At 70.3% G+C, this 20,950-nt stretch carries 17 protein-coding genes; 6 read left to right on the top strand and 11 right to left on the bottom strand.

What is annotated here, in order from left to right:
• The first annotated feature begins 82 nt into the window (after positions 1-82).
• Both AB0P08_RS05610 and pknB read left to right on the top strand, forming a co-directional pair.
• On the top strand, positions 83-1,225 hold the full coding sequence (locus tag AB0P08_RS05610; protein WP_363588700.1) for a LysM peptidoglycan-binding domain-containing protein: 1,143 nt from the start codon (positions 83-85) through the stop codon (positions 1,223-1,225).
• Positions 1,226-1,301: 76 nt separating this feature from the next.
• Entirely contained in the window at positions 1,302-3,257 is a 1,956-nt protein-coding gene (gene pknB / locus AB0P08_RS05605) for a Stk1 family PASTA domain-containing Ser/Thr kinase (protein ID WP_187661803.1), read from the top strand.
• Positions 3,258-3,317: 60 nt separating this feature from the next.
• Here the strand turns inward: pknB and AB0P08_RS05600 are convergent, their stop codons facing one another.
• Positions 3,318-4,658, bottom strand: coding sequence for a class II 3-deoxy-7-phosphoheptulonate synthase (locus AB0P08_RS05600; protein ID WP_187661804.1), 1,341 nt, complete (start codon positions 4,656-4,658; stop codon positions 3,318-3,320).
• A 46-nt stretch (positions 4,659-4,704) separates the two neighbouring features.
• Complete coding sequence (locus AB0P08_RS05595; RefSeq protein WP_187664181.1) at positions 4,705-5,394, bottom strand: lysophospholipid acyltransferase family protein; 690 nt, start codon at positions 5,392-5,394, stop codon at positions 4,705-4,707.
• A 151-nt stretch (positions 5,395-5,545) separates the two neighbouring features.
• Here AB0P08_RS05595 and AB0P08_RS05590 point away from each other — a divergent pair, with 151 nt between their 5' ends.
• Positions 5,546-7,378 (top strand): AMP-dependent synthetase/ligase, encoded by a 1,833-nt coding sequence (locus AB0P08_RS05590; protein ID WP_187661805.1) that lies wholly within the window; start codon positions 5,546-5,548, stop codon positions 7,376-7,378.
• Positions 7,379-7,469: 91 nt separating this feature from the next.
• Here AB0P08_RS05590 and def read toward each other — a convergent pair whose 3' ends face one another.
• The 3 genes from def to AB0P08_RS05575 all read right to left on the bottom strand — a co-directional run bounded on the left by def (position 7,470) and on the right by AB0P08_RS05575 (position 12,948).
• Complete coding sequence (def, locus tag AB0P08_RS05585; RefSeq protein WP_363588698.1) at positions 7,470-7,961, bottom strand: peptide deformylase; 492 nt, start codon at positions 7,959-7,961, stop codon at positions 7,470-7,472.
• A complete protein-coding gene (locus AB0P08_RS05580) occupies positions 7,961-9,475 on the bottom strand; it encodes a MinD/ParA family ATP-binding protein (RefSeq protein WP_363588696.1) in 1,515 nt (504 codons plus the stop codon). Before AB0P08_RS05580 ends, def begins: the two co-directional genes overlap by 1 nt.
• A gap of 65 nt (positions 9,476-9,540) precedes the next feature.
• On the bottom strand, positions 9,541-12,948 hold the full coding sequence (locus AB0P08_RS05575) for a pyruvate carboxylase (protein ID WP_363588694.1): 3,408 nt from the start codon (positions 12,946-12,948) through the stop codon (positions 9,541-9,543).
• Between the two features lie 92 nt (positions 12,949-13,040).
• On the opposite strand from AB0P08_RS05575, the gene AB0P08_RS05570 reads away from it, so the two are divergent.
• Positions 13,041-13,853, top strand: coding sequence for a ParA family protein (locus AB0P08_RS05570; protein WP_025105105.1), 813 nt, complete (start codon positions 13,041-13,043; stop codon positions 13,851-13,853).
• 68 nt (positions 13,854-13,921) lie between these two features.
• Here AB0P08_RS05570 and AB0P08_RS05565 read toward each other — a convergent pair whose 3' ends face one another.
• The 3 genes from AB0P08_RS05565 to AB0P08_RS05555 form a co-directional block, all read right to left on the bottom strand.
• On the bottom strand, positions 13,922-14,467 hold the full coding sequence (locus tag AB0P08_RS05565) for a MerR family transcriptional regulator (RefSeq protein ID WP_060921155.1): 546 nt from the start codon (positions 14,465-14,467) through the stop codon (positions 13,922-13,924).
• 99 nt (positions 14,468-14,566) lie between these two features.
• Positions 14,567-15,253, bottom strand: a complete 687-nt coding sequence (ftsR, locus tag AB0P08_RS05560; protein WP_363588692.1) for a transcriptional regulator FtsR — start codon at positions 15,251-15,253, stop codon at positions 14,567-14,569.
• Positions 15,253-15,735 carry an FHA domain-containing protein gene (locus AB0P08_RS05555; protein ID WP_187661811.1) on the bottom strand — a complete coding sequence of 161 codons (483 nt, stop codon included), beginning with the start codon at positions 15,733-15,735 and terminating at the stop codon, positions 15,253-15,255. Before AB0P08_RS05555 ends, ftsR begins: the two co-directional genes overlap by 1 nt.
• A gap of 100 nt (positions 15,736-15,835) precedes the next feature.
• Here AB0P08_RS05555 and AB0P08_RS05550 point away from each other — a divergent pair, with 100 nt between their 5' ends.
• Together AB0P08_RS05550 and lpdA are read left to right on the top strand one after the other, a co-directional pair.
• Positions 15,836-16,486 carry a copper resistance CopC family protein gene (locus tag AB0P08_RS05550; RefSeq protein ID WP_363588690.1) on the top strand — a complete coding sequence of 217 codons (651 nt, stop codon included), beginning with the start codon at positions 15,836-15,838 and terminating at the stop codon, positions 16,484-16,486.
• A gap of 9 nt (positions 16,487-16,495) precedes the next feature.
• A complete protein-coding gene (lpdA, locus tag AB0P08_RS05545) occupies positions 16,496-17,893 on the top strand; it encodes a dihydrolipoyl dehydrogenase (protein WP_060921151.1) in 1,398 nt (465 codons plus the stop codon).
• 54 nt (positions 17,894-17,947) lie between these two features.
• On the opposite strand, the gene AB0P08_RS05540 is transcribed toward lpdA, so the two are convergent.
• From AB0P08_RS05540 to AB0P08_RS05530, 3 genes are read right to left on the bottom strand one after another with little or no spacing between them, the layout of a single operon-like run.
• A complete protein-coding gene (locus AB0P08_RS05540; protein WP_363588688.1) occupies positions 17,948-19,069 on the bottom strand; it encodes an FAD-dependent oxidoreductase in 1,122 nt (373 codons plus the stop codon).
• The gene (locus tag AB0P08_RS05535) at positions 19,056-19,781 is read right to left on the bottom strand and encodes a methyltransferase domain-containing protein (RefSeq protein ID WP_363588686.1); all 726 of its coding nucleotides are present in this window, start codon (positions 19,779-19,781) and stop codon (positions 19,056-19,058) included. Before AB0P08_RS05535 ends, AB0P08_RS05540 begins: the two co-directional genes overlap by 14 nt.
• Positions 19,778-20,935 carry a type III polyketide synthase gene (locus tag AB0P08_RS05530; RefSeq protein ID WP_363588684.1) on the bottom strand — a complete coding sequence of 386 codons (1,158 nt, stop codon included), beginning with the start codon at positions 20,933-20,935 and terminating at the stop codon, positions 19,778-19,780. Before AB0P08_RS05530 ends, AB0P08_RS05535 begins: the two co-directional genes overlap by 4 nt.
• Between the last annotated feature and the right edge of the window lie 15 nt (positions 20,936-20,950).

The raw sequence follows: 20,950 nt of genomic DNA, 5'->3' as shown, positions 1-20,950 counted from the left end.
CGTCACATTCGTCACACCTGTCACTTCTGTTGACATCTCTATACATCCGTGTCAGCGTGAAGTGCTCGAAAAGGGGGCTGACGTGATCTTCCAGACAGCCGTGGCCGGCGCCCTCGCCGCCACTCTGACGGCGACACCCGCCGCCGCGCCCGCACCGCCGGTCGCGCCGCACGAACGGCATCGGATCGCTCCGGTGCGCGTCGCACCGACGCAGAACATCCCGCCCTCGCACGTCGTACAGCCGGGGGACACGGTCGCCGGCATCGCCGGTCGTCACGGACTGCGCACCGCTGACGTCCTCGGCTGGAACGGCCTCTCCTGGCGCTCGGTCATCTATCCGGGGCAGACCCTGCATCTGCGCGCCCCGGCCTCGGCACCCGCGCCGGCGCCCACGCCGGTGCCTGTGGCGACGAAGACCCACACGGTCGTGGCGGGCGACACCGTCTTCGGCATCGCCCGGAAGTACGCCACCTCGGTCGGCGCGATCCTCGCCGCCAACGGCCTTCCCGACGGCGCCATCATCTACCCGGGACAGAAGATCGTCGTATCCGGAGGCGCGGCTTCCGCTTCCCCTCCGGCACCCGCGGCCGCACCCGCGGCGGCACCCGCGACGCCCCCACAGAGTGGCGGCAGCGCCCACACCGTCGCCGCGGGCGAGACGCTGTTCTCGATCGCTCAGCGGTACGGGACCACCACGCAGTCCCTCTTCGCCTGGAACGGCCTCGGCCCGTCGTCAATCATCTACCCGGGTCAGCGCCTCGCCGTGCAGGCGCCTGCCCCGAAGCCCGCCGCTGCGCCCACCGGACAGCGCAGTGCGACCCTGACGGCCGAGCAAGCTGCCAACGCCGCGCTCATCATCCGCGTGGGCCGCGAACTCGGAGTCTCCGACCGCGGGATCGCCATCGCCCTCGCCACCGGCATGGTGGAGTCGGATCTCCGCAACCTGGACTGGGGGGATCGCGACTCGCTCGGGATCTTCCAGCAGCGCCCGAGCACCGGCTGGGGCACCCCGGCGCAGATCATGGACGCGGAGCGGAGCACGCGGGTCTTCTACGGCGGCACGGGCGACCCGAACGGGCACACCACCCGCGGACTGCTCGACATCGCGGGCTGGGAGTCGCTGCCCTTCACCGACGCGGCGCAGGCCGTGCAGATCTCCGCCTACCCCGATCGCTACGGGCAGTGGGAGGCCCAGGCGTACGCATGGCTCGCCCAGCACGGGTGAGGCCGCCGGAAATCCGGATGACCCGAGGGGTGAGGCGTTCCCGGGGCTTTCAGCCATTCGTCCATAGACTTCTGTCGTGACGACCAATCATCAGGCCGACCCCCTCATCGGGCGGCTTGTCGACGGTCGGTACCGCGTGCGTGCGCGGATCGCCCGCGGCGGCATGGCCACGGTCTACGTCGCCACCGACCTCCGCCTGGAGCGCCGCATCGCCTTGAAGGTCATGCACGCGCACCTCAGTGACGACTCCGCGTTCCAGAGCCGGTTCATCCAGGAGGCCCGCGCCGCGGCCCGCCTCGCCGACCCGCACGTCGTCAACGTCTTCGATCAGGGCCAGGACGGCGAACTCGCCTACCTCGTCATGGAGTACCTGCCAGGGATCACTCTGCGTGAGCTCCTCCGAGAGCAGAAGCGCCTCACGGTCGCTCAGACGATCACGATCATGGATGCCGTTCTCGCCGGGCTGTCCGCCGCGCATCGCGCGGGCATCGTCCACCGCGACGTCAAGCCGGAGAACGTCCTGCTCGCGGAGGACGGCCGTATCAAGATCGGCGACTTCGGACTCGCCAGAGCCACGACCGCGAACACCGCGACCGGGCAGCAGCTGCTCGGGACGATCGCGTACCTCGCGCCGGAGCTCGTCACCCGCGGTACCGCCGACGCCCGCAGCGACATCTACGCGCTCGGCATCATGCTCTACGAGATGCTCGTCGGCGAGCAGCCCTACAAGGGCGAGCAGCCGATGCAGATCGCGTTCCAGCACGCCACCGAGTCGGTCCCCCGACCCAGCGTCCGCAATCCGTCGGTGCCCGAGCAGCTCGACGAGCTCGTGCTGTGGGCCACCGAGAAGTCCCCGGACGAGCGTCCGGACGACGCTCAGCAGATGCTGGAGCGCCTGCGGGAGATCGAGCGCGAGATCGGTGTCGCCCCCGCCGTGACCCGGACCACCGGCGCCTCCAGGGATCAGGCCGACTCCGGCGACCTCACCAAGGTCATGCCGGGCACCATGCTCCTGCCGGAACCGGCGACGGCCACCTCCCCCGGGATCGACAACGCCACCATCCTCCGGCGGCGGGCCGCCAAGCGCCGCGCCCGTGGCACGTTCCTCCTCTCCCTCGTCCTCCTGCTCGCCGTCCTCGCCGGCGGCGTGGGCTGGTGGTTCGGCTCCGGTCCCGGCTCGCTGATCGCGGTGCCCGCCGTGGCGGGCCAGACGTACGACGAGGCGGCGGCAGACCTCACGGAAGCCGGCTTCGAACCCGCCCAACGCGACGAGTTCTCCGTCGACGTCGAGAAGGGCATCGTCATCGAGACGGACCCCGGCGAGGGCACCAGGATCGACAAGGGCACCACCGTCGCCGTCGTCGTGTCCGCCGGCCCCGCCTCCCACGACCTCGCCCCTGTGGCCGGACAGCCTGCCGAGGACGTCCGGGCCGCGTTGCAGGCGGCGAACCTCGAGATCACCGACGACGAGGAGTACTTCACCGACGCCGCGGCCGGATCGGTCATCAACGTCCGCATCACTCCCCGTGACGGCGGCGATGCCTTCGGCTGCGATGAGGGCTGCACCGTCCACGAGAAGGACACCGCCACGATCCAGGTGTCGCGCGGGCCGGTGCCCGACGTCACGGACATGACCGTCAAGCAGGCGACCGAGACGCTCACCGGCAAAGGCCTCAAGGTGGCGGAGGAGAACATCTACCGCCCGAGCGATTCCATCGGCAAGGACCGGGTCATCGGGTACGCGGACCGCACCGAGGAAGGATCCTGGCGTCCTGGCGAGACGATCCAGCTGATCGTCTCGCAGGGCCCGCCGCTGTTCGATGTGCCGGATGTCTCCGGGATGACGCGCGACGAGGCCACCGGCGCGTTGCGAGACGCCGGATTCACCTGGAGCTACACGAGCAGCACGGGTCTGCCGGACTCCGTGTGGGACCTCCTCGCGAACGAGAACACGCGCGTGGAGTCGTACAGCCCATCCGAACCGCAGCGGAAGGGCGCGAGCATCACGCTCACCATGAGCTTCGCCGGCTGACGCCGACACGACGAAGGGGCCGGAACATCGTTCCGGCCCCTTCGTGCGTCCACCCGTGGCTCAGCGCTTCTCGAGCTCCTCGGCCACCAGGAACGCCAGCTCCAGGGACTGCATGTGGTTCAGGCGCGGGTCGCACAGGCTCTCGTAGCGGGTCCCCAGGGCCGCCTCGTCGATCTGCTCCGATCCGCCCAGGCACTCGGTGACGTCGTCGCCGGTCAGCTCGACGTGGATGCCGCCGGGGAACGTGCCGACCGCCCGGTGCGCCTCGAAGAAGCCGCGGACCTCGTCGACGACGTCGTCGAAGCGACGCGTCTTGTACCCGGTCGGCGTCGTGATGCCGTTGCCGTGCATGGGGTCGGTGACCCAGAGCGGCTGGGCACCCGACTCGCGGACCGCCTCCAGCAGCGGGGGCAGCGCATCGCGGATGCGGCCGGCGCCCATACGCGTGATGAAGGTCAGCCGGCCGGGCTCGCGCTCCGGGTCGAGCTTGTCGATGAGTGCCAGTGCCGTCTCCGGCGTGGTGGTGGGGCCCAGCTTCACGCCGATCGGGTTCCGGATCTTCGAGAAGTAGTCGACGTGCGCGCCGTCGAGCTCGCGGGTGCGCTCCCCGATCCACAGGAAGTGGGCGGAGGTGTTGTACGGGGTGTCCGTCCGCGAGTCGATCCGCGTCATCGGGCGCTCGTAGTCCATGAGCAGACCCTCGTGACCGGTGAAGAACTCGACGCGCTTGAGCTCGTCGAAGTCGGCGCCGGCGGCCTCCATGAACTTGATCGCACGATCGATCTCGGCGGCCATGCGCTCGTACCGCTGGTTCGCCGGGTTCTGCGCGAAGCCCTTGTTCCAGGAGTGCACCTCGCGGAGGTCCGCGAAGCCACCCTGCGTGAACGCCCGGATGAGGTTCAGCGTGGAAGCGGCGGTGTGGTAGCCCTGCAGCAGTCGACCGGGGTCGGCCTGACGGGAGCCCTCGGTGAAGTCGTAGCCGTTCACGATGTCGCCGCGGTACGCCGGCAGGGTGACCTCGCCGCGCGTCTCGGTGTCGCTGGAGCGCGGCTTGGCGAACTGCCCGGCCATGCGCCCCATCTTGACGACCGGCATGGACGCGCCGTAGGTGAGCACGACGGCCATCTGCAGCACCGTCTTGATGCGGTTGCGGATCTGCTCGGCCGTGGCCCCGGCGAAGGTCTCGGCGCAGTCGCCGCCCTGCAGCAGGAAGGCCTCCCCGGAGGCCGCCCTGGCGAGACGGTCGCGGAGGTTGTCGACCTCACCGGCGAAGACCAGCGGCGGAAGGCTCGAAATCTGCCGGGAGACGTCGGCGACGCGGTCGGCGTCTGGCCACTGCGGCTGCTGCTTGATGGGAAGCGAGCGCCAGGCATCAAGGGCGTCGATGTGGTGCGGAAGCATGCGTCCAGCCTAGTGGGCGGCACCACCGCCGAGACGCGCCGGGGGCCTATGTGACGCGCGTCGGAAGACGGTCCTTGACCGTGGACGCGTAGACGTCCTCGTACTCCTGCTGACCGAGGCGCTGGAGGGCCACCATGATCTCGTCCGTGACGGACCGGAGGATGTAGCGGTCGTTCTCCATGCCCGCATAGCGGGAGAAGTCCAGCGGCTCGCCGATGACGATCCCGACCCGCATGACCCGCGGGATACGGCGGCCGATGGGCATGGCGGTGTCGGTGTCGACCATGATGACCGGGATGACCGGGACCTTGGCTTCGAGCGCCATCCGGGCGATGCCGGTGCGGCCGCGGTAGAGCTTGCCGTCGGGGCTGCGCGTGCCCTCGGGGTAGATGCCCAGCAGGTCGCCGCCCCCGAGCACCTGGAGGCCGGTGTTGAGGGAGGCCTCGGACGCCTTGCCCCCGGAGCGGTCGATGGGGATCTGGCCCGTCGCCTTCATGAAGAAGCGGGTGGACCAGCCCTTGAGGCCTCGTCCGGTGAAGTAGTCGCTCTTCGCGAGGAACGACATCGACCGATCGATCACGAGCGGAAGGAATATCGAGTCCGCGAAGGAGAGGTGGTTGCTGGCGAGGATCGCCGCCCCGGTCGCGGGCACGTTCTTCCGCCCCACGATCCAGGGACGGAACACGGCCTTGACCACAGGGCCGATCACGACGTACTTCATCAGCCAGTAGAACATCGAGGTGAAGTCTAGCGCCGCGACGCGGATCGCCCTCATGTTCCTCGTCGGACGACCCGCAAAGCGACTGAGTTCCACCCTGACCGCGACCGGGTGCCATGCCCTAGACTCGGACCAACGCCCGTGCCCGACCGGTACCGAAGGAGCTGCCGTGGTCCAGTTTGAAGTCCCCGCGATCGTCCCCGCCGATCCCGACGCGAACGTCGCCGACCTGCTTGCGAAGCGTGTGGAGGCGACTCCCGACCGGGCGCTGTTCTCCGTCCCGCAGGGCGACGGATGGCGCGACATCACCGCCGCCGACTTCGAGACCGCGGTCATCGCGCTCGCAAAGGGGTTCGCCGCTGCGGGCATCCAGCCCGGCGAGAAGGTGGGCTTCCTCGCCCGCACCACGTACGAGTGGAGCCTCGTCGACTTCGCGCTCTTCTATGCCGGTGCCGTGATGGTGCCGATCTACGAGACGAGCTCGCCGTCGCAGATCCAGTGGATCCTCGAGGACTCGGGCGCGATCGCCCTCCTCGTCGAGTCACCGGAGCACTTCGCCCGCGTCGACGAGGTGCGCGGCGACCTTCCGCTCCTCCGAGAGGTCTGGCAGCTGCACCTGGGCGCGATCGACACGCTCACCGCGCAGGGGGCATCCGTCTCGGATGAGGAGATCCAGCGTCGCCGCGGCCTCGCCGTCGGCTCCGACATCGCGACCCTCATCTACACCTCGGGCTCCACCGGACGACCGAAGGGCTGCGTGCTCACCCACAGCAACTTCGTCGAGCTGTCCCGCAACTCCGCCAAGGCGCTCGACGAGGTCGTGCAGACGCCCGGCTCGTCCACGCTGCTGTTCATCACGACCGCGCACGTGTTCGCCCGCTTCATCTCCATCCTCAACGTGCACGCCGGGGTGCGCACCGGCCACCAGCCCGACACGCGTCAGCTGCTCCCTGCCCTCGGCTCGTTCAAGCCCACCTTCCTCCTCGCGGTCCCCCGCGTGTTCGAGAAGGTCTACAACTCCGCCGAGCAGAAGGCCGAGGCGGGCGGCAAGGGCAAGATCTTCCGCGCCGCCGCCGACGTGGCGATCGAGCACTCCCGGCTGCTCGAGGAGGGCAAGAAGATCCCGTTCGGGACGAAGCTCAAGTTCGCGCTCTTCAACAAGCTCGTCTACTCCAAGCTCCGCGAGGCCATGGGCGGCAACGTCGTCTACGCGGTGTCGGGCTCCGCTCCCCTCGGCGCGCGCCTCGGTCACTTCTTCCACAGCCTCGGCGTGGTGATCCTCGAGGGCTACGGCCTGACCGAGACCACGGCGCCCGCGACGGTGAACCTCGCCTCGAAGTCGAAGATCGGCACGGTCGGTCCCGCCCTTCCCGGCGTCGGGGTGCGTCTGGCCGACGACGGCGAGATCGAGGTGCGCGGCATCAACGTCTTCAAGGAGTACTGGAACAACCCGGAGGCCACCGCCGAGGCGTTCAGCGACGGCGGCTGGTTCCACACCGGCGACATCGGCAGCTTCGACGCCGACGGCTTCCTCACGATCACGGGGCGCAAGAAGGAGATCATCGTCACGGCGGGTGGCAAGAACGTCGCTCCGGCCGCACTCGAGGACCCGATCCGCGCGAACCCCATCGTCGGGCAGGTCGTCGTCGTCGGGGACCAGCGCCCGTTCATCTCGGCCCTCGTCACCCTCGACCCCGAGATGCTGCCGACCTGGCTCGCGAACAACGGCCTCGACGAGAAGATGACCCTCGCGGAGGCCTCGACCAACGCGCAGGTCCGTGCCGAGGTGCAGCGTGCGGTGGACGCGGCGAACGAGCGGGTGTCGCGCGCCGAGTCCATCCGCAAGTTCACGATCCTGGACTCGGAGTGGACGGAGGCCTCCGGCCACCTCACCCCGAAGCTGTCGATCAAGCGGAACATCATCATGAACGACTTCGCCGACGAGATCTCCGCGATCTACGACGAGCCGGTCGCCACGACCAACGTCGCCATCGGCGGCTGACCCGCGCGTCGACCCACCCCCTTCTGACCGAACCGGCCCCTTGCGCTCGTGCGCAAGGGGCCGGTTCGTACGTGAAGGGGTGGGTCGGTGGCTAGAACCAGGAGCTCTCGCGAACCTCGCGCATCGCGACCTTCCGGGTCTCGGGATCGAGCCGGGAGAGGAAGAGCTTGCCGTCGAGGTGGTCGGTCTCGTGCTGGAGCGCCTGCGCGAGCAGCCCGTCCCCCTCGAGCACCACGGGCTGTCCGTCGAGATCGATCCCCTCGACGCGGGCCCAGGGATGGCGCTGGGCGTCGTGCCAGAGTCCCGGCACCGACAGGCAGCCCTCGCCCGTCGGCTCGGGCTCGCCGCGGACCTCGGTCAGCACGGGGTTCAGCACGTAGCCGATCTCGCCGTCGACGTTGTAGCTGAAGGCGCGGAGCGCGACGCCGATCTGCGGCGCGGCCACGCCGGCGCGGCCCGGGAGCTCGACGGTCTCCAGGAGATCCGTGACGAGCGCACGCACGCCGTCGTCGATCTCCTCGATGGGTGCGGACACCGTCCGCAGGACCGGGTCGCCGAAGATGCGGATCTCGCGAACCGTCATCAGGCGGCCTTCGCCCGGAGGCCCTCGACGAGGAGCGCCGCGAGTTCCCGCGCCGCCTTCCGCGTCTCGGGGAGGAGGTTCGCGAAGACGATCGTCCCGCCCGCGGCGATCTGCGGGTCGTACGGCACGCGCACGACGCTGCGGGCCCGCGACGCGAAGTGCGCCTGGAGCTCACCCAGCCGCACGAGCGGCGTCCCGGGCGTGGACTGGTTGAGCACCACGATGGCGTCGCGCGCCTGCTGCGCGTACCCGTTGGACTCCAGCCATGTGAGGGTCTCGGACGCCAGCCGCGCCTCGTCGACGCTGAGTCCGGAGACGATGACGATCTGGTCGGCGAGGTCGAGGGTCGCCGACATCACCGAGTGGACGATCCCCGTGCCGGTGTCGGTGAGGACGAGGGAGTAGTAGTGCGCGGCCACATCGGCCACGTCGCGATAGTCGTCGTCGCTGAAGGCCTCGGCGACACGCGGGTCGGCGTCCGAGGCGAGCACGTCGAGGCGCGTCGCATCCCGCGCCACGATCGCGGAGATGTCGTGGAACCCGCGCACGTCGTCCCGGATGCGGACGAGGTCGCGCACGGACTTGCCATGCTGCGCGCGCTGCACCCGGTCGGCGAGCGTTCCGCGGTCGGGGTTGGCGTCCACGGCGATGACGCGGTCCTCCCTCGCGTCAGCGAGGGCCATGCCGAGGAGCGCGGTGACCGTGGTCTTGCCCACGCCGCCCTTCCGCGAGAGCACCGGCACGAACCGGGCACCGCCGGCGAGCGGGGCGGCGATCCGCGCCGTGAGCTCCTTGCGCTCGCGCGCGCGACGGCCGTCGCCGATGTTCAACCGGCGTCCGGACAGCGTGTAGAGCAGGTGACTCCACCCGCCCTCGGGTTCCGGCTTGGCGACGCGGTGCGGGTCGAGGAGGCGATCGGAGGTGAGGAGATCTGCGGACTCGCGGGCGGACTCACCCAGCTCCCCCAGACGCTTCGCGGTGAGGGTCACGTCGGTCCGGGGCGCCGGACGTGCGGGCGCGGATGCGACGGGCTTGTCGTCGGCTTCGGGCATCGTGGTCTCCTTCTGCACGGGCGCCTGTGGGGCACGCGCCGGTTTCGCGGCCGGGACCTGGGCACGGTCGGCGCCGGCCTTCGCGAGGAAGCGGGCGGCCGCCTCCTCCTCCGCGAGCAGGTCAGCCGCGGGCTCGGCAGCCGGCACGGGCTCCTCCGGCACGGAATCCTCCACCACGGGCTCCTCCACCACGACGGCGTCGATCACGTCGTCGAGTCGCGGAGCATCGAGGACGGGCTTCGGCGCCGCGGGGAGGGTCACGTCGTCGACGACGAGGTCGATGCCGACCTCCCCGTCCACGACACCGTCGTCGGCGAGGTCGTCATCCTCCTCCGCCGGCAGGGTCACCCGCACCTGCGCGGTTCCGCCGAGGATGCCGATGCCGGCGGTGTCGACGGATGCGGCGTCGTCGAGCACCCCCAGCGGACTGTCCTCGGGGTCGGCGTTGTTCTTCGCGGTCACGTGTCACTCCCAACCTGTGCGGGCCTCGGGATGCGCCCAGGGTGCGCGGCCTCGCCCGCACAAGATTAGTGCGCCGGTCGGATCACGACCAAAAGATCGCCCGCGTCCACCTGCTGCGTCTCGGAGATGGCGTGCCGCTCCACGACCCCGTCCACGGGGGCGGTGATGGCGGCCTCCATCTTCATCGCCTCGATCGACGCGACCGGCTCGCCCGCGCGCACCGTCGCTCCCACCTCGGCCTTGAGGGTGACCACGCCGGAGAACGGCGCCGCCACCTGGCCGGGGACGGACGTGTCGGCTTTCTCGACCTCGTGCGCATCGACCGAGATGGAGCGGTCCCGCACGAACACCGGGCGGAGCTGACCGTTCAGCGTGGTCATCACCGTCCGCATGCCCTTGTCGTCGGCCTCGCCGATCGCCTCGAGCCCGACGTAGAGCTGGACGCCGCGATCGATCTCGATGAGGTGCTCCTGGCCGGGGACCAGCCCGTACAGGTAGTCGCCGGTGTCCAGCACGGACAGGTCGCCGTACTGCTCCCGTCGTTCGGCGAACTCGGCCGCCGGAGCCGGGAAGAGCAGAGTGTTCAGGCAGGAGCGTCGTTGCGCGCTCGTCCCCGCCAGCGCGGCCTCGTCCTGGTCGGTGAGAGCCGTGAGCCCGGTCCGCACGGAACGACCGGCGAGCACCTTGGACCGGAACGGCTCGGGCCAGCCTCCGGGGAGGTCGCCGAGCTCACCCGCCATGAAGCCGACCACGGAGTCGGGCACGTCGTACTTCTCCGGGTTCGCCTCGAAGTCCGCGGGGTCGGCCTTCACGGCGGCGAGATGCAGGGCGAGATCGCCCACCACCTTCGACGACGGGGTGACCTTCGGCACGCGTCCGAGGATGCGGTCGGCCGCGGCGTACATGTCCTCGATGAGCTCGAAGTCGTCGGCGAGCCCGAGGGCCTTGGCCTGCTGTCGGAGGTTCGACAGCTGCCCGCCCGGGATCTCGTGGTGGTACACGCGGCCGGTGGGCCCCGGGAGCCCGGACTCGAACGGCGCGTACTGGCGACGCACCGCCTCCCAGTAGGGCTCCAGATCCGAGACGGCCGCGAGCGAGATCCCGCTGTCCCGCTCCGTGTGGGCGAGGGCGGCGACGAGTGACGACAGCGACGGCTGACTGGTCGTGCCCGACAGCGGCGCCGAGGCGGCGTCCACCGCATCCACGCCGGCGGCGCTGGCGGCGAGCAGGGTCGCGAGCTGCCCGCCGGGGGTGTCATGGGTGTGCAGGTGCACGGGCAGGTCGAAGCGCTCACGGAGCGCCGAGACGAGCGTCGCGGCCGCGGCGGGGCGGAGCAGGCCCGCCATGTCCTTGATCGCGAGGATGTGCGCGCCGGCCGCGACGATCTGATCCGCCAGCTTCAGGTAGTAGTCGAGGGTGTAGAGCTCCTCTGCCGGGTCCAGCAGGTCTCCGGTGTAGCAGAGCGCCACCTCGGCGACGGCGGTCCCCGTGGCGCGGACCGCCTCGATCGCCGGCCGCATCTGCTCCACGTCGTTCAGCGCGTCGAAGATCCGGAAGATGTCGACGCCGCTTGCCGCTGCCTCCGCCACGAAGGCCTCGGTCACCGCGGTCGGGTACGGCGTGTAGCCGACCGTGTTCCGGCCGCGCAGGAGCATCTGGATGGCGACGTTCGGGAGGGCGGCACGCAGCTTGTCGAGCCGCTCCCACGGGTCCTCGCCGAGGAAGCGCAGCGCGACATCGTACGTGGCGCCACCCCAGGCCTCGACCGACAGCAGCTCCGGGGTGAGACGGGCGAGGTACGGGGCGGCGGCGACGAGGTCCTTCGTGCGGACCCTGGTCGCGAGCAGCGACTGGTGCGCGTCGCGGAAGGTCGTGTCGGTGATCGCGAGGGCGGTCTGCGCGCGCAGGCCGCGGGCGAACTCCTCGGGGCCCACCTCGAGCAGCCGCTGCCGGGAGCCGGGCGCCGGCTCCGTGCTGAGGTCGATCGGCGGGAGCTTGGTCGCGGGGTCGATGACGCCGGGGTGCGCGCCGTGCGGCTTGTTCACCGTCACGTCCACGAGCCAGTTGAGGATCTTCGTGCCGCGGTCCTTCGAGGCGCGACCGCGGAGCAGCTCCGGGCGCTCGTCGATGAAGGACGTGCTGACGTCGCCGCGGATGAAGGCCTCGTCATCGAGCAGCGCCTGGAGGAAGGGGATGTTCGTGGAGACGCCGCGGATGCGGAACTCGGCGAGGGCACGGCGCGCGCGGGCCACGGCGGCCGGGAAGTCGCGGCCGCGGCAGGTCAGCTTCGCGAGCATCGAGTCGAAGTGCGGGCTGACCTGGGCGCCCTGGTGCACGGTGCCGCCGTCGAGCCGGATCCCGGCACCGCCGGGCGAGCGGTAGGTGGTGATCTTCCCGGTGTCGGGACGGAAACCCTGCGTCGGGTCCTCCGTGGTGATGCGGCACTGCAGCGCGGCACCTCGCAGGTGCAGGTTCTCCTGCTGCAGCCCGAGATCGGCGAGGGTCTGCCCCGCGGCGATGCGCATCTGGCTCTGCACGAGATCGACGTCGGTGACCTCCTCGGTCACCGTGTGCTCGACCTGGATGCGGGGGTTCATCTCGATGAAGACGACCTCTCCCGCGCGCTCCCCCGCCGTCTCCAGCAGGAACTCGACGGTGCCGGCGTTCTCGTAGCCGATGGAGCGGGCGAAGGCGACGGCATAGCCGTGCAGGGCCCGGCGCACGTCGTCATCGAGGTTGGGGGCGGGAGCGATCTCGACGACCTTCTGATGCCGCCGCTGCACGGAGCAATCCCGCTCGAACAGGTGCACCGTCTCACCGGTCTTGTCCGCGAGGATCTGCACCTCGATGTGCCGCGGGCGCACGACGGCCTGCTCCAGGAACATCCGGGGGTCGCCGAAGGCGCTGCCGGCCTCCCGCATCGCCTCGGCGAGGGCCGGTCCGAGGTCGCCGAGCGTCTCGACGCGTCGCATGCCGCGGCCGCCACCACCGGCGACGGCCTTGGCGAAGAGGGGGAAGCCGATCTCCTCCGCCTGGGCGACGAGCGCGTCGACGTCGTCGGAGGCCTCGGTCGAGCGGAGCACGGGGACGCCCGCCTCGACCGCGTGCCGCTTGGCCTCGACCTTGTTGCCGGCCATCTCCAGCACCTTCGCGGGAGGACCGATGAAGACGATGCCGTGGGCGGCGGCCTTCTCCGCGAGCTCCGGGTTCTCCGAGAGGAAACCGTAGCCGGGGTAGATCGCGTCGGCACCCGACTCGGTGGCCACGCGGATGATCTCGTCGACGTCCAGGTAGGCGCGGACGGGATGGCCCCGCTCGCCGATCTCGTACGCCTCGTCGGCCTTGAGCCGGTGGACCGAGCCGCGGTCCTCGTGCGGGAAGACGGCGACGGTGCGCGCCCCCACCTCCACGGCCGCTCGGAATGCCCGGATCGCGATCTCGCCACGATTCGCCACAAGGATCTTCTGGAACATGCACACCTCTGAGAGCTCGATGCACGGCCGAGGCACGCACATGGGGCGGGGCTGAGTGTTCCCCCAGCCTAGGGGAAGGTAACGTGGAGTCCGTGCACGTACTCAGCGTCAGCTCTCTCAAGGGGGGCGTCGGCAAGACGACCGTGACACTCGGGCTGGCCTCCGCGGCTTTCGCCCGGGGTGTCCGGACGCTCGTCGTCGACCTCGACCCGCAGTCCGACGTCTCCACCGGGATGGACATCCAGGTCGCCGGACGACTCAACATCGCCGATGTGCTGGCGAACCCGAAGGAGAAGACCGTCCGCCAGGCGATCACCTCCAGCGGCTGGGCGAAGGTCCACCCCGGCACGATCGACGTGCTGATCGGAAGCCCGTCCGCCATCAACTTCGACGGCCCGCACCCGAGCGTCCGCGATGTGTGGAAGCTCGAGGAGGCGCTCGCAGCGGTCGAGGCGGACTACGACCTCGTGCTCATCGACTGCGCGCCGTCGCTGAACGCCCTCACCCGCACCGCGTGGGCCGCGAGCGACCGCGTCATGGTCGTCACCGAGCCCGGCCTCTTCTCCGTGGCCGCCGCGGACCGTGCGCTGCGCGCGATCGAGGAGATCCGCCGCGGTCTCTCACCGCGCCTCCAGCCGTTGGGCATCGTGGTCAACCGCGTGCGCCCGCAGTCGATCGAGCACCAGTTCCGCATCAAGGAGCTGCGGGACATGTTCGGCCCCCTCGTGCTCTCGCCGCAGCTTCCGGAGCGCACCTCGCTGCAGCAGGCGCAGGGCGCCGCGAAGCCGCTGCACATCTGGCCCGGCGACTCCGCTCAGGAGCTCGCCGCGGACTTCGACCAGCTCCTCGACCGCATCATCCGCACGGGTCGCGTCCCCGTTCCGGAGAACGGACCGCAGAGCTGACACCGCGGAACGACGAAACGGCCATCCTCTTCGAGGGTGGCCGTTCTTCGTGAAGCGGGGGTGGAGCGTCAGGCGGAGCGCTTGGCGCGACGGGCGGAGAGCTCGTCGACGGGGTCCGGCGCGGAGGCATCGAAGGCGACGAGCGTCGACTCCACCTCGCGCAGCACCTTGCCGACCGCGATCCCGAAGACGCCCTGACCGCGGCTGACCAGGTCGATCACCTCGTCGTTCGAGGTGCAGAGGTAAACGGACGCGCCATCGCTCATGAGGGTCGTCCCCGCGAGATCGCGGATGCCGGCGCGACGGAGCTCGTCCACCGCGGTGCGGATCTGCTGCAGGGAGATGCCCGTGTCGAGCAGGCTCTTGACGAGCTTCAGGACGAGGATGTCGCGGAAGCCGTAGAGACGCTGCGAGCCGGAGCCGTTCGCGCCGCGCACCGTGGGCTCGACGAGCTCGGTGCGGGCCCAGTAGTCCAGCTGGCGGTAGGTGATGCCGGCCGCACGGGCTGCAACGGCGCCGCGATAGCCGACCTCGTCGTCCATCGCGGGCAGACCGTCGGTGAAGAGGAGTTCGGTCACGAACCGCGGGTCGCCTGCGAGCTCATCCGCATTCATCTGAAATCCTCCCTGGAACGGTTATCTCCACGGTAGAGCAGGGTCCCGGCACCGGCAACGACATCCGTGCGACACCGAAGGTGTGTCGCAATCAGTTCGTTACGAAAGGATCCGCGTGAGCGCATCCTTGACGAACAACGTCCGGACGTCGTCGATCCGAGTGGCCAGCTCCGGCGCCAGTTCGTTGGCGCGGGCCCGCGAGGTGGCATCGGTGCGACGCAGCAGCGTGGACAGCGCCGACTCGATGAGCGAGACCTCCCGCTCCGCGCCCTGCCGCAGGGAACGGAGATGACGCGGCTCGATACCGTGCCGGTCGAGGGCCACGAGCCCGCGGAGCAGCGCGACCGTGGGCTCCGAATAGGTCTCCTGTGCGGTGATGACCCCGGTGCTGATCGCGTCGTTGAGGAGCTGCGGTCCGGCGCCGGCAGCGGCCAGGAGCTCGTCGCGACGATAGCGCCGCGGCGCCGGGGCGATCGAGGGCGGCGGGGCGAGCGCGGCCGTCTCGCCCGAGGCCTCCGCCTCGTCGAGCTGCTCGCGGATCACGCTGAGGGGAAGGTAGTGATCCCGCTGCAGGGTCAGTCCCAGACGGAGGCGCTCGATGTCCGAGGAGGAGAACTTCCGGTAGCCGGACTCGGTGCGGGAGGGACGCACGATGCCCTGCACCTCGAGGAACCGCAGCTTGCTGGAGGTCAGGTCGGGGAACTCCGGGGTGAGACGTGCGAGCACCTGACCGATACTCAGCAGGCCCGCGGACGCCGAGCGTTCGCGGGCGGGAGTTGCCGCCATCAGGCGTTCGCCGCGCGGTCGAGCGGGGACGCGAAGAAGTTCAGACGGAACTTGCCGACGCGCAGCTCGGAGCCGTCCGCCAGGGGGCTGCGGTCCACGCGCTCGCCGTTCACGTAGGTGCCGTTGAGGGAGCGCTGATCGATGATCTCGAACGTCGTCCCGTTGCGGGTGATCTCCGCGTGACGGCGGGACACCGTGACGTCGTCGAAGAAGATGTCGGCCTCCGGGTGACGACCGACCGTGGTCACGTCGGTGTCGAGGAGGTACCGCGCACCGGCGAGCGCACCGGAACGGACGAGCAGCAGAGCCGAGCCCGAGGGCAGCGCCGCGATGGCCGACTGCTCGACATCGGTCAACTCCACGCCGAACGGCACGAACGACAGATCGGAATCGTGTCCGAACGTCTGCGTCACGTCGTGTCTCGGCTCGCCGGAGCGATGGATGGCGGCTTCACCGGCCGGTCGGCTGTCGCTGTCTGTCACTGTGCCCTCCTGGCTGTCCAGACTATCCGATCCGGAGGGGTGCGCGGGAGGCCGCTTTCACACTCAGCGGTCCCATACCGGGGATTCATAGGCTGGACTCGTGAAGACCACAGCTCTGCGCCGCCCGGCGGCCCCGATCGCCCTCGCAGCCACCCTCCTCGCCGCATTCCTCGTCCTCCTCTCCCCGCTCTCCGCGTCCGCCCATGACGCGCTCGTGTCGTCGTCGCCTGCGGCGGACAGCTCCGTGGAGACGCTGCCCTCCGAGCTCACCCTCACCTTCAGCGCGAAGCTCATCGACGGCGAAGGAGCGACGGAGCTGACCGTCACGGATCCGGCCGGTCAGTCCGTCATCGACGGCACTCCCACGGTCGAGGGCGCCATCGTGACGCAGCCCCTGCTCGGCTCCGGGCCCGCCGGTGAGTACCACGTCGTCTGGAAGGTCGTCTCGAGCGACGGCCACCCGACCTCCGGCGAGTTCTCCTTCACCGTCACGGTCGGCGACGAGGCCACGCCGTCGGACGAGCCCACCACCGCTCCCCCGACGGCGGCGCCGACGACGGAGCAGACCGCCGCCCCCGAGGCGACCGCGACGACGGCACCGGACGCGGGAGACGACGCGGGAGCCCCTTCGGTGTGGATCTGGGTGCTCGCGATCCTCGTACTCGCCGCGCTGGCCCTTGTCGTCTGGCTCGTCCTGCGCCGCCGCCGGGGACCGGCTCCGACCGATTCCGCTACCCCCTCGGAGCGATAGGCTTAAGGCATGCCACACTACGACGTCGTCATCCTTGGTGCAGGTCCTGGCGGATACGTCGCTGCGGTTCGCAGCGCGCAGCTCGGTCTGTCCACCGCCATCATCGAGGAGAAGTACTGGGGTGGTGTCTGCCTCAACGTCGGCTGCATCCCTTCCAAGGCGCTCCTGAAGAACGCGGAGATCGCGCACACGCTGAACCACAAGGCCGACTTCTTCGGGATCTCCGGAGAGTTCACGATCGACTACGGCAAGGCGTTCGACCGCAGCCGCGTCGTCGCCGATGGCCGGGTCAAGGGCATCCACTTCCTCATGAAGAAGAACAAGGTGACCGAGTACGACGGCCGCGGCACCTTCACGGGCCCGAAGGCCATCTCGGTGGCGAAGGCGGACGGCTCCACCGAGGAGGTCACCTTCGACAACGCGATCATCGCCACGGGCTCGAAGGTCCGCCTGCTCCCCGGCGTGCAGCTCAGCGACAACGTCGTAACCTACGAGGAGCAGATCCTCTCCCGTGAGCTGCCGAAGTCCATCGTCATCGTCGGCGCCGGCGCGATCGGCATGGAGTTCGCCTACGTGATGACGAACTACGGCGTCAAGGTCACCATCATCGAGTTCCTCGACCGCGCCCTCCCCAACGAGGACGCCGACGTGTCGAAGGAGATCACGAAGCAGTACAAGAACTACGGCGTCGACATCCTCACCTCCACCAAGGTCGAGTCGGTCGTCGACAACGGCTCCTCCGTGACCGTCTCCTACACGGGCAAGGACGGCCAGCAGGCGTCGATCGAGGCCGACAAGGTGCTCATGTCGGTCGGGTTCGCGCCGAACGTCGAGGGCTTCGGGCTCGACAAGACGGGCGTGAAGCTCACCGAGCGCGGCGCGATCGACATCGACGACCACATGCGCACCAACGTCGAGGGCATCTACGCCATCGGCGACGTGACCGCCAAGCTGCAGCTCGCGCACGTCGCGGAGGCACAGGGTGTCGTCGCGGCCGAGACCATCGGCGGCGCCGAGACCATGACGCTGGGCGACTACCGCATGATGCCGCGGGCGACCTTCTGCTCGCCGCAGGTGGCGTCCTTCGGGCTCACCGAGCAGCAGGCGAAGGACGAGGGACGCGAGATCAAGGTCGCGACCTTCCCCTTCATGGCCAACGGCAAGGCGCACGGCCTCGGCGAGCCGGTCGGCTTCGTCAAGCTCATCGCCGACGCCGAGCACCTGGAGCTCATCGGCGCGCACATGATCGGACCCGACGTGTCGGAACTGCTGCCCGAGCTCACCCTCGCGCAGAAGTGGGACCTCACGGCCCTCGAGCTGGCTCGCAACGTGCACACCCACCCGACCCTGTCGGAGGCGCTGCAGGAGGGCTTCCACGGCCTGGCCGGCCACATGATCAACTTCTGATCCCTCGCCTCGAGAAAGGCCCGGCCCGCGCACGCGGACCGGGCCTTTCTCGCGTCAGAGGCCGCGCATCGTGATGAGACCGGTCGTCCACGGGCGCAGCGCGGAGGAACCGAGCGTACGCACCAGCCCCTCCCGCACGGCGACGACCGGGGCGACCGCCGGAGCCCCCATCGCCATGAAGAACGCGGAGCGATGATGCGCCTTCCGCGCCGCCCGCTGGACCTCCCGGGCGAAGCCGTCGAGGACGGGGGCGGCGCCGCGGTCGGTCCGGCGCAGCGCCGCGACCAGCCGGAGCGCATCCGCCCAGCCGAGGTTCATGCCCTGGCCGCCGATCGGGCTCACCTCGTGCGCGGCGTCGCCGAGCAGCACGATCCGTCCGCGGTGCAGCCGTCGAGCCGCGTGCTGGGCCGCGCGGAACGAGGAGACAGGCGCGGTGGGGTCGACCTCGAGCCTCTCCCCGGTCCGGCGACCGACGATGTCCGCCAGCTCGGCGGCTGTGGACACCGTCCGACCACGGTCTTCGCGCACCACCCAGCGGCGCCGGCCGCCCGGCAACGGGAAGGACTCGACGAGGCCGTCCGGCTCGAAGTACAGCACGGCGCGATCGTCGGCCGGCGGATCATCGACGTCGAGCATCGCGTAGCCTGCGGTTCCGGTGGGCGCCCGCCACCCCGCACCGAACGCCTCCCGCAGGGGACTCCGGACGCCGTCCGCGACGACGACGATCGACGCCGTCTCCTCCCGACGTCCGTGCTCGCCGTCGATCCCGACCCGCACGAACGGCCCCTCGTCGCGCACCGAGCGGACGACGGAGCCGGACTGCATTGCATCCGGTTGCAACGTCCGGAGACGGTCTCGCAGCAGCTCCTCGGTGCGGGGCTGCGCGATCGTCAGGATCGGGCGCTCGGTGGTGAACGTCAGGGTGGCGAGTCGCCGGCCGCGGCTGCGGACCTCACCACCGGAGAGGCGGAGCGCCTCGGAGCGCACGCCGGTACCCACTCCCGCGGCGTCGAGGGCATCGAGCCCCGGTCGATGGATCCCGATCGCCCGCGTCTGCCTGCCGGGCTCGGGGCGACGCTCGCACACCCGCACCCGGCGACCGTCCTGCCCCACGAGGCAGGCGAGGAGCAGCCCGACCGGACCGCCGCCGACCACGAGGACATCATGGTCGACCATCGCCACCCTCCCAGCGCAGTTCGAGCCGAGCGGGCAGGTGCGACCGGACCTCCCAGCCCGGCGGCGCGACGGCCGCGAGCTCCCGCAGGGTATAGGAGCGGCGGATGCTCAGGAGGCCGTCGACTCGGATGAAGGAGCCCGCGAGAAGGTTTCCCGCGAACGGCCGGGTGCCCACGGCGAACGCCCCGTAGGCGAGGCGGCTGCGGGCGATGTCGTGGTGGGAGACGAGTCCGCGGTCACCCACCAGCGCACGGGAGTCGTCGAGCACCGCGTGCAGCGCTGCGGCGTCGAGGTGATGGAGGACGTGGTTGGAGAGCACGACGTCAAAGGTGTCGCCCGCAGCCACGAGATCCCCGGAGAACGCGTGGCGATAGCGGATCCCTGCACCGTCGTCGTGTGCCGAGGCCCAGCGGATCGCACGCTCGTCGGCGTCCAGGGCGGTGACATCGGCGCGGAGGCCGTCGCGACGCAGTCTCCGGACCAGATCGCGGCACAGGTCGCCACCACCGGCGCCGATGTCGAGGATGCGCAGCACACGCCCGGCCGCCGCCCGGGGACGGATGTCCCGCCGATACAGCCGTCCGGGGCGCGAGACGACCGCGTTGACGGCGCTGAAGCGCCGGTACGTGCGACCGAGCGCCTCCTCATCCGCGTCGGGGTCGTCCATGAGCTCGACGAGGTCGACGGCACGCGTCGACAGGTCCAGGCTCACGGTGCGGGCGCGACCACGGTCAGCAGCGCGCTCTCGGCGGTGAGCCCCGGGCCGAAGGCCATCGCCGCCACGCGGTCACCGGGATCCGCGCCCTCCTGCTCGAGGATGCGCTTCAGCACGAACAGCACGGTCGCACTCGACATGTTCCCGTACTCCCGCAGCGTCTCGCGCGCGGGTCGCAACTGCACGTCGCTCAGGGCCATCCGCTCCTGCACCCGGTCGAGGATGCTGCGCCCGCCGGGGTGGATCGCCCAGTGGCGCACCCGCTCGCCCACCCGCCCGGCGGTGAAGGCCTCCGCCAGGTCGTCCTCGCGACCGTAGAGCGGCGTGAGCGCCCCGATGATCGACTCCCCGATGATCTGTGGGACGGCGGTCGAGAGGATCATCTCGAAGCCCGAGTCGCCGATCGTCCAGGCCATGTCGTCCACGCCCTCCGGCACGATCGCGGTGTGGAAGCCGTCCAGCCGGAGCGCGGGGACGGCGGTGGGCAGGTCTCGTGCCGTCACGATCCCGGCGGCAGCCCCGTCCGCGAACAGGGAGGAGGCCACGATGGTGTCCGGATCCTCGGAAGAGCGCAGATGCAGCGTGCAGAGCTCGACGCTGACGACGAGGACGACCGCGTTCTGATCGGCCGCGCAGAACTGTGCGGCCGCGCGCAGGGCCGGCATCGAGGCGTAGCACCCCATGAAGCCGAGGTGATAGCGCTGGACGGCATCGGACAGGCCGAGCCCGCGCACGATCTCGTACTCGGGGCCCGGGGCATGGAAGCCGGTGCAGGAGACCGTGATGACGTGCGTCACGTCCGCGGGGTCCAGGTCGGGGTCCGCCTCGAGGGCGCGGCGCGCGACCTCGACGAAGAGACGGGAGGCCTCGCGCGTGTAGACGTCGTTGCGCGCCTTCGTTCCCGGCGCCAGCAGCCGTCCGGAGGCGCGATCGTAGAACAAGGGCTCATCCGGGTCGGCGTCATCGGCCAGCTCCGCGATGACGGTGTGCCGCGTGTCGATGCCGGAGACGTTGAACGACGTCGCCACGATGCGCTGCGCCAGCCGTCCCAGATCGGGCTGGGCGGCGAAAACGTCGCGTACCTGCTCCTGCACGAGGACGGTCTCGGGGACGATCGTCTGCAGCGATCGGAGCACGGGCGGTCGACTCATGTCGTCACTCAACCA

The organism is Microbacterium meiriae, from assembly GCF_040686935.1.
In the GTDB taxonomy this organism is placed as follows: Bacteria; Actinomycetota; Actinomycetes; order Actinomycetales; family Microbacteriaceae; genus Microbacterium; species Microbacterium meiriae.
This window is presented reverse-complemented; position numbering and strand designations above follow the sequence as displayed.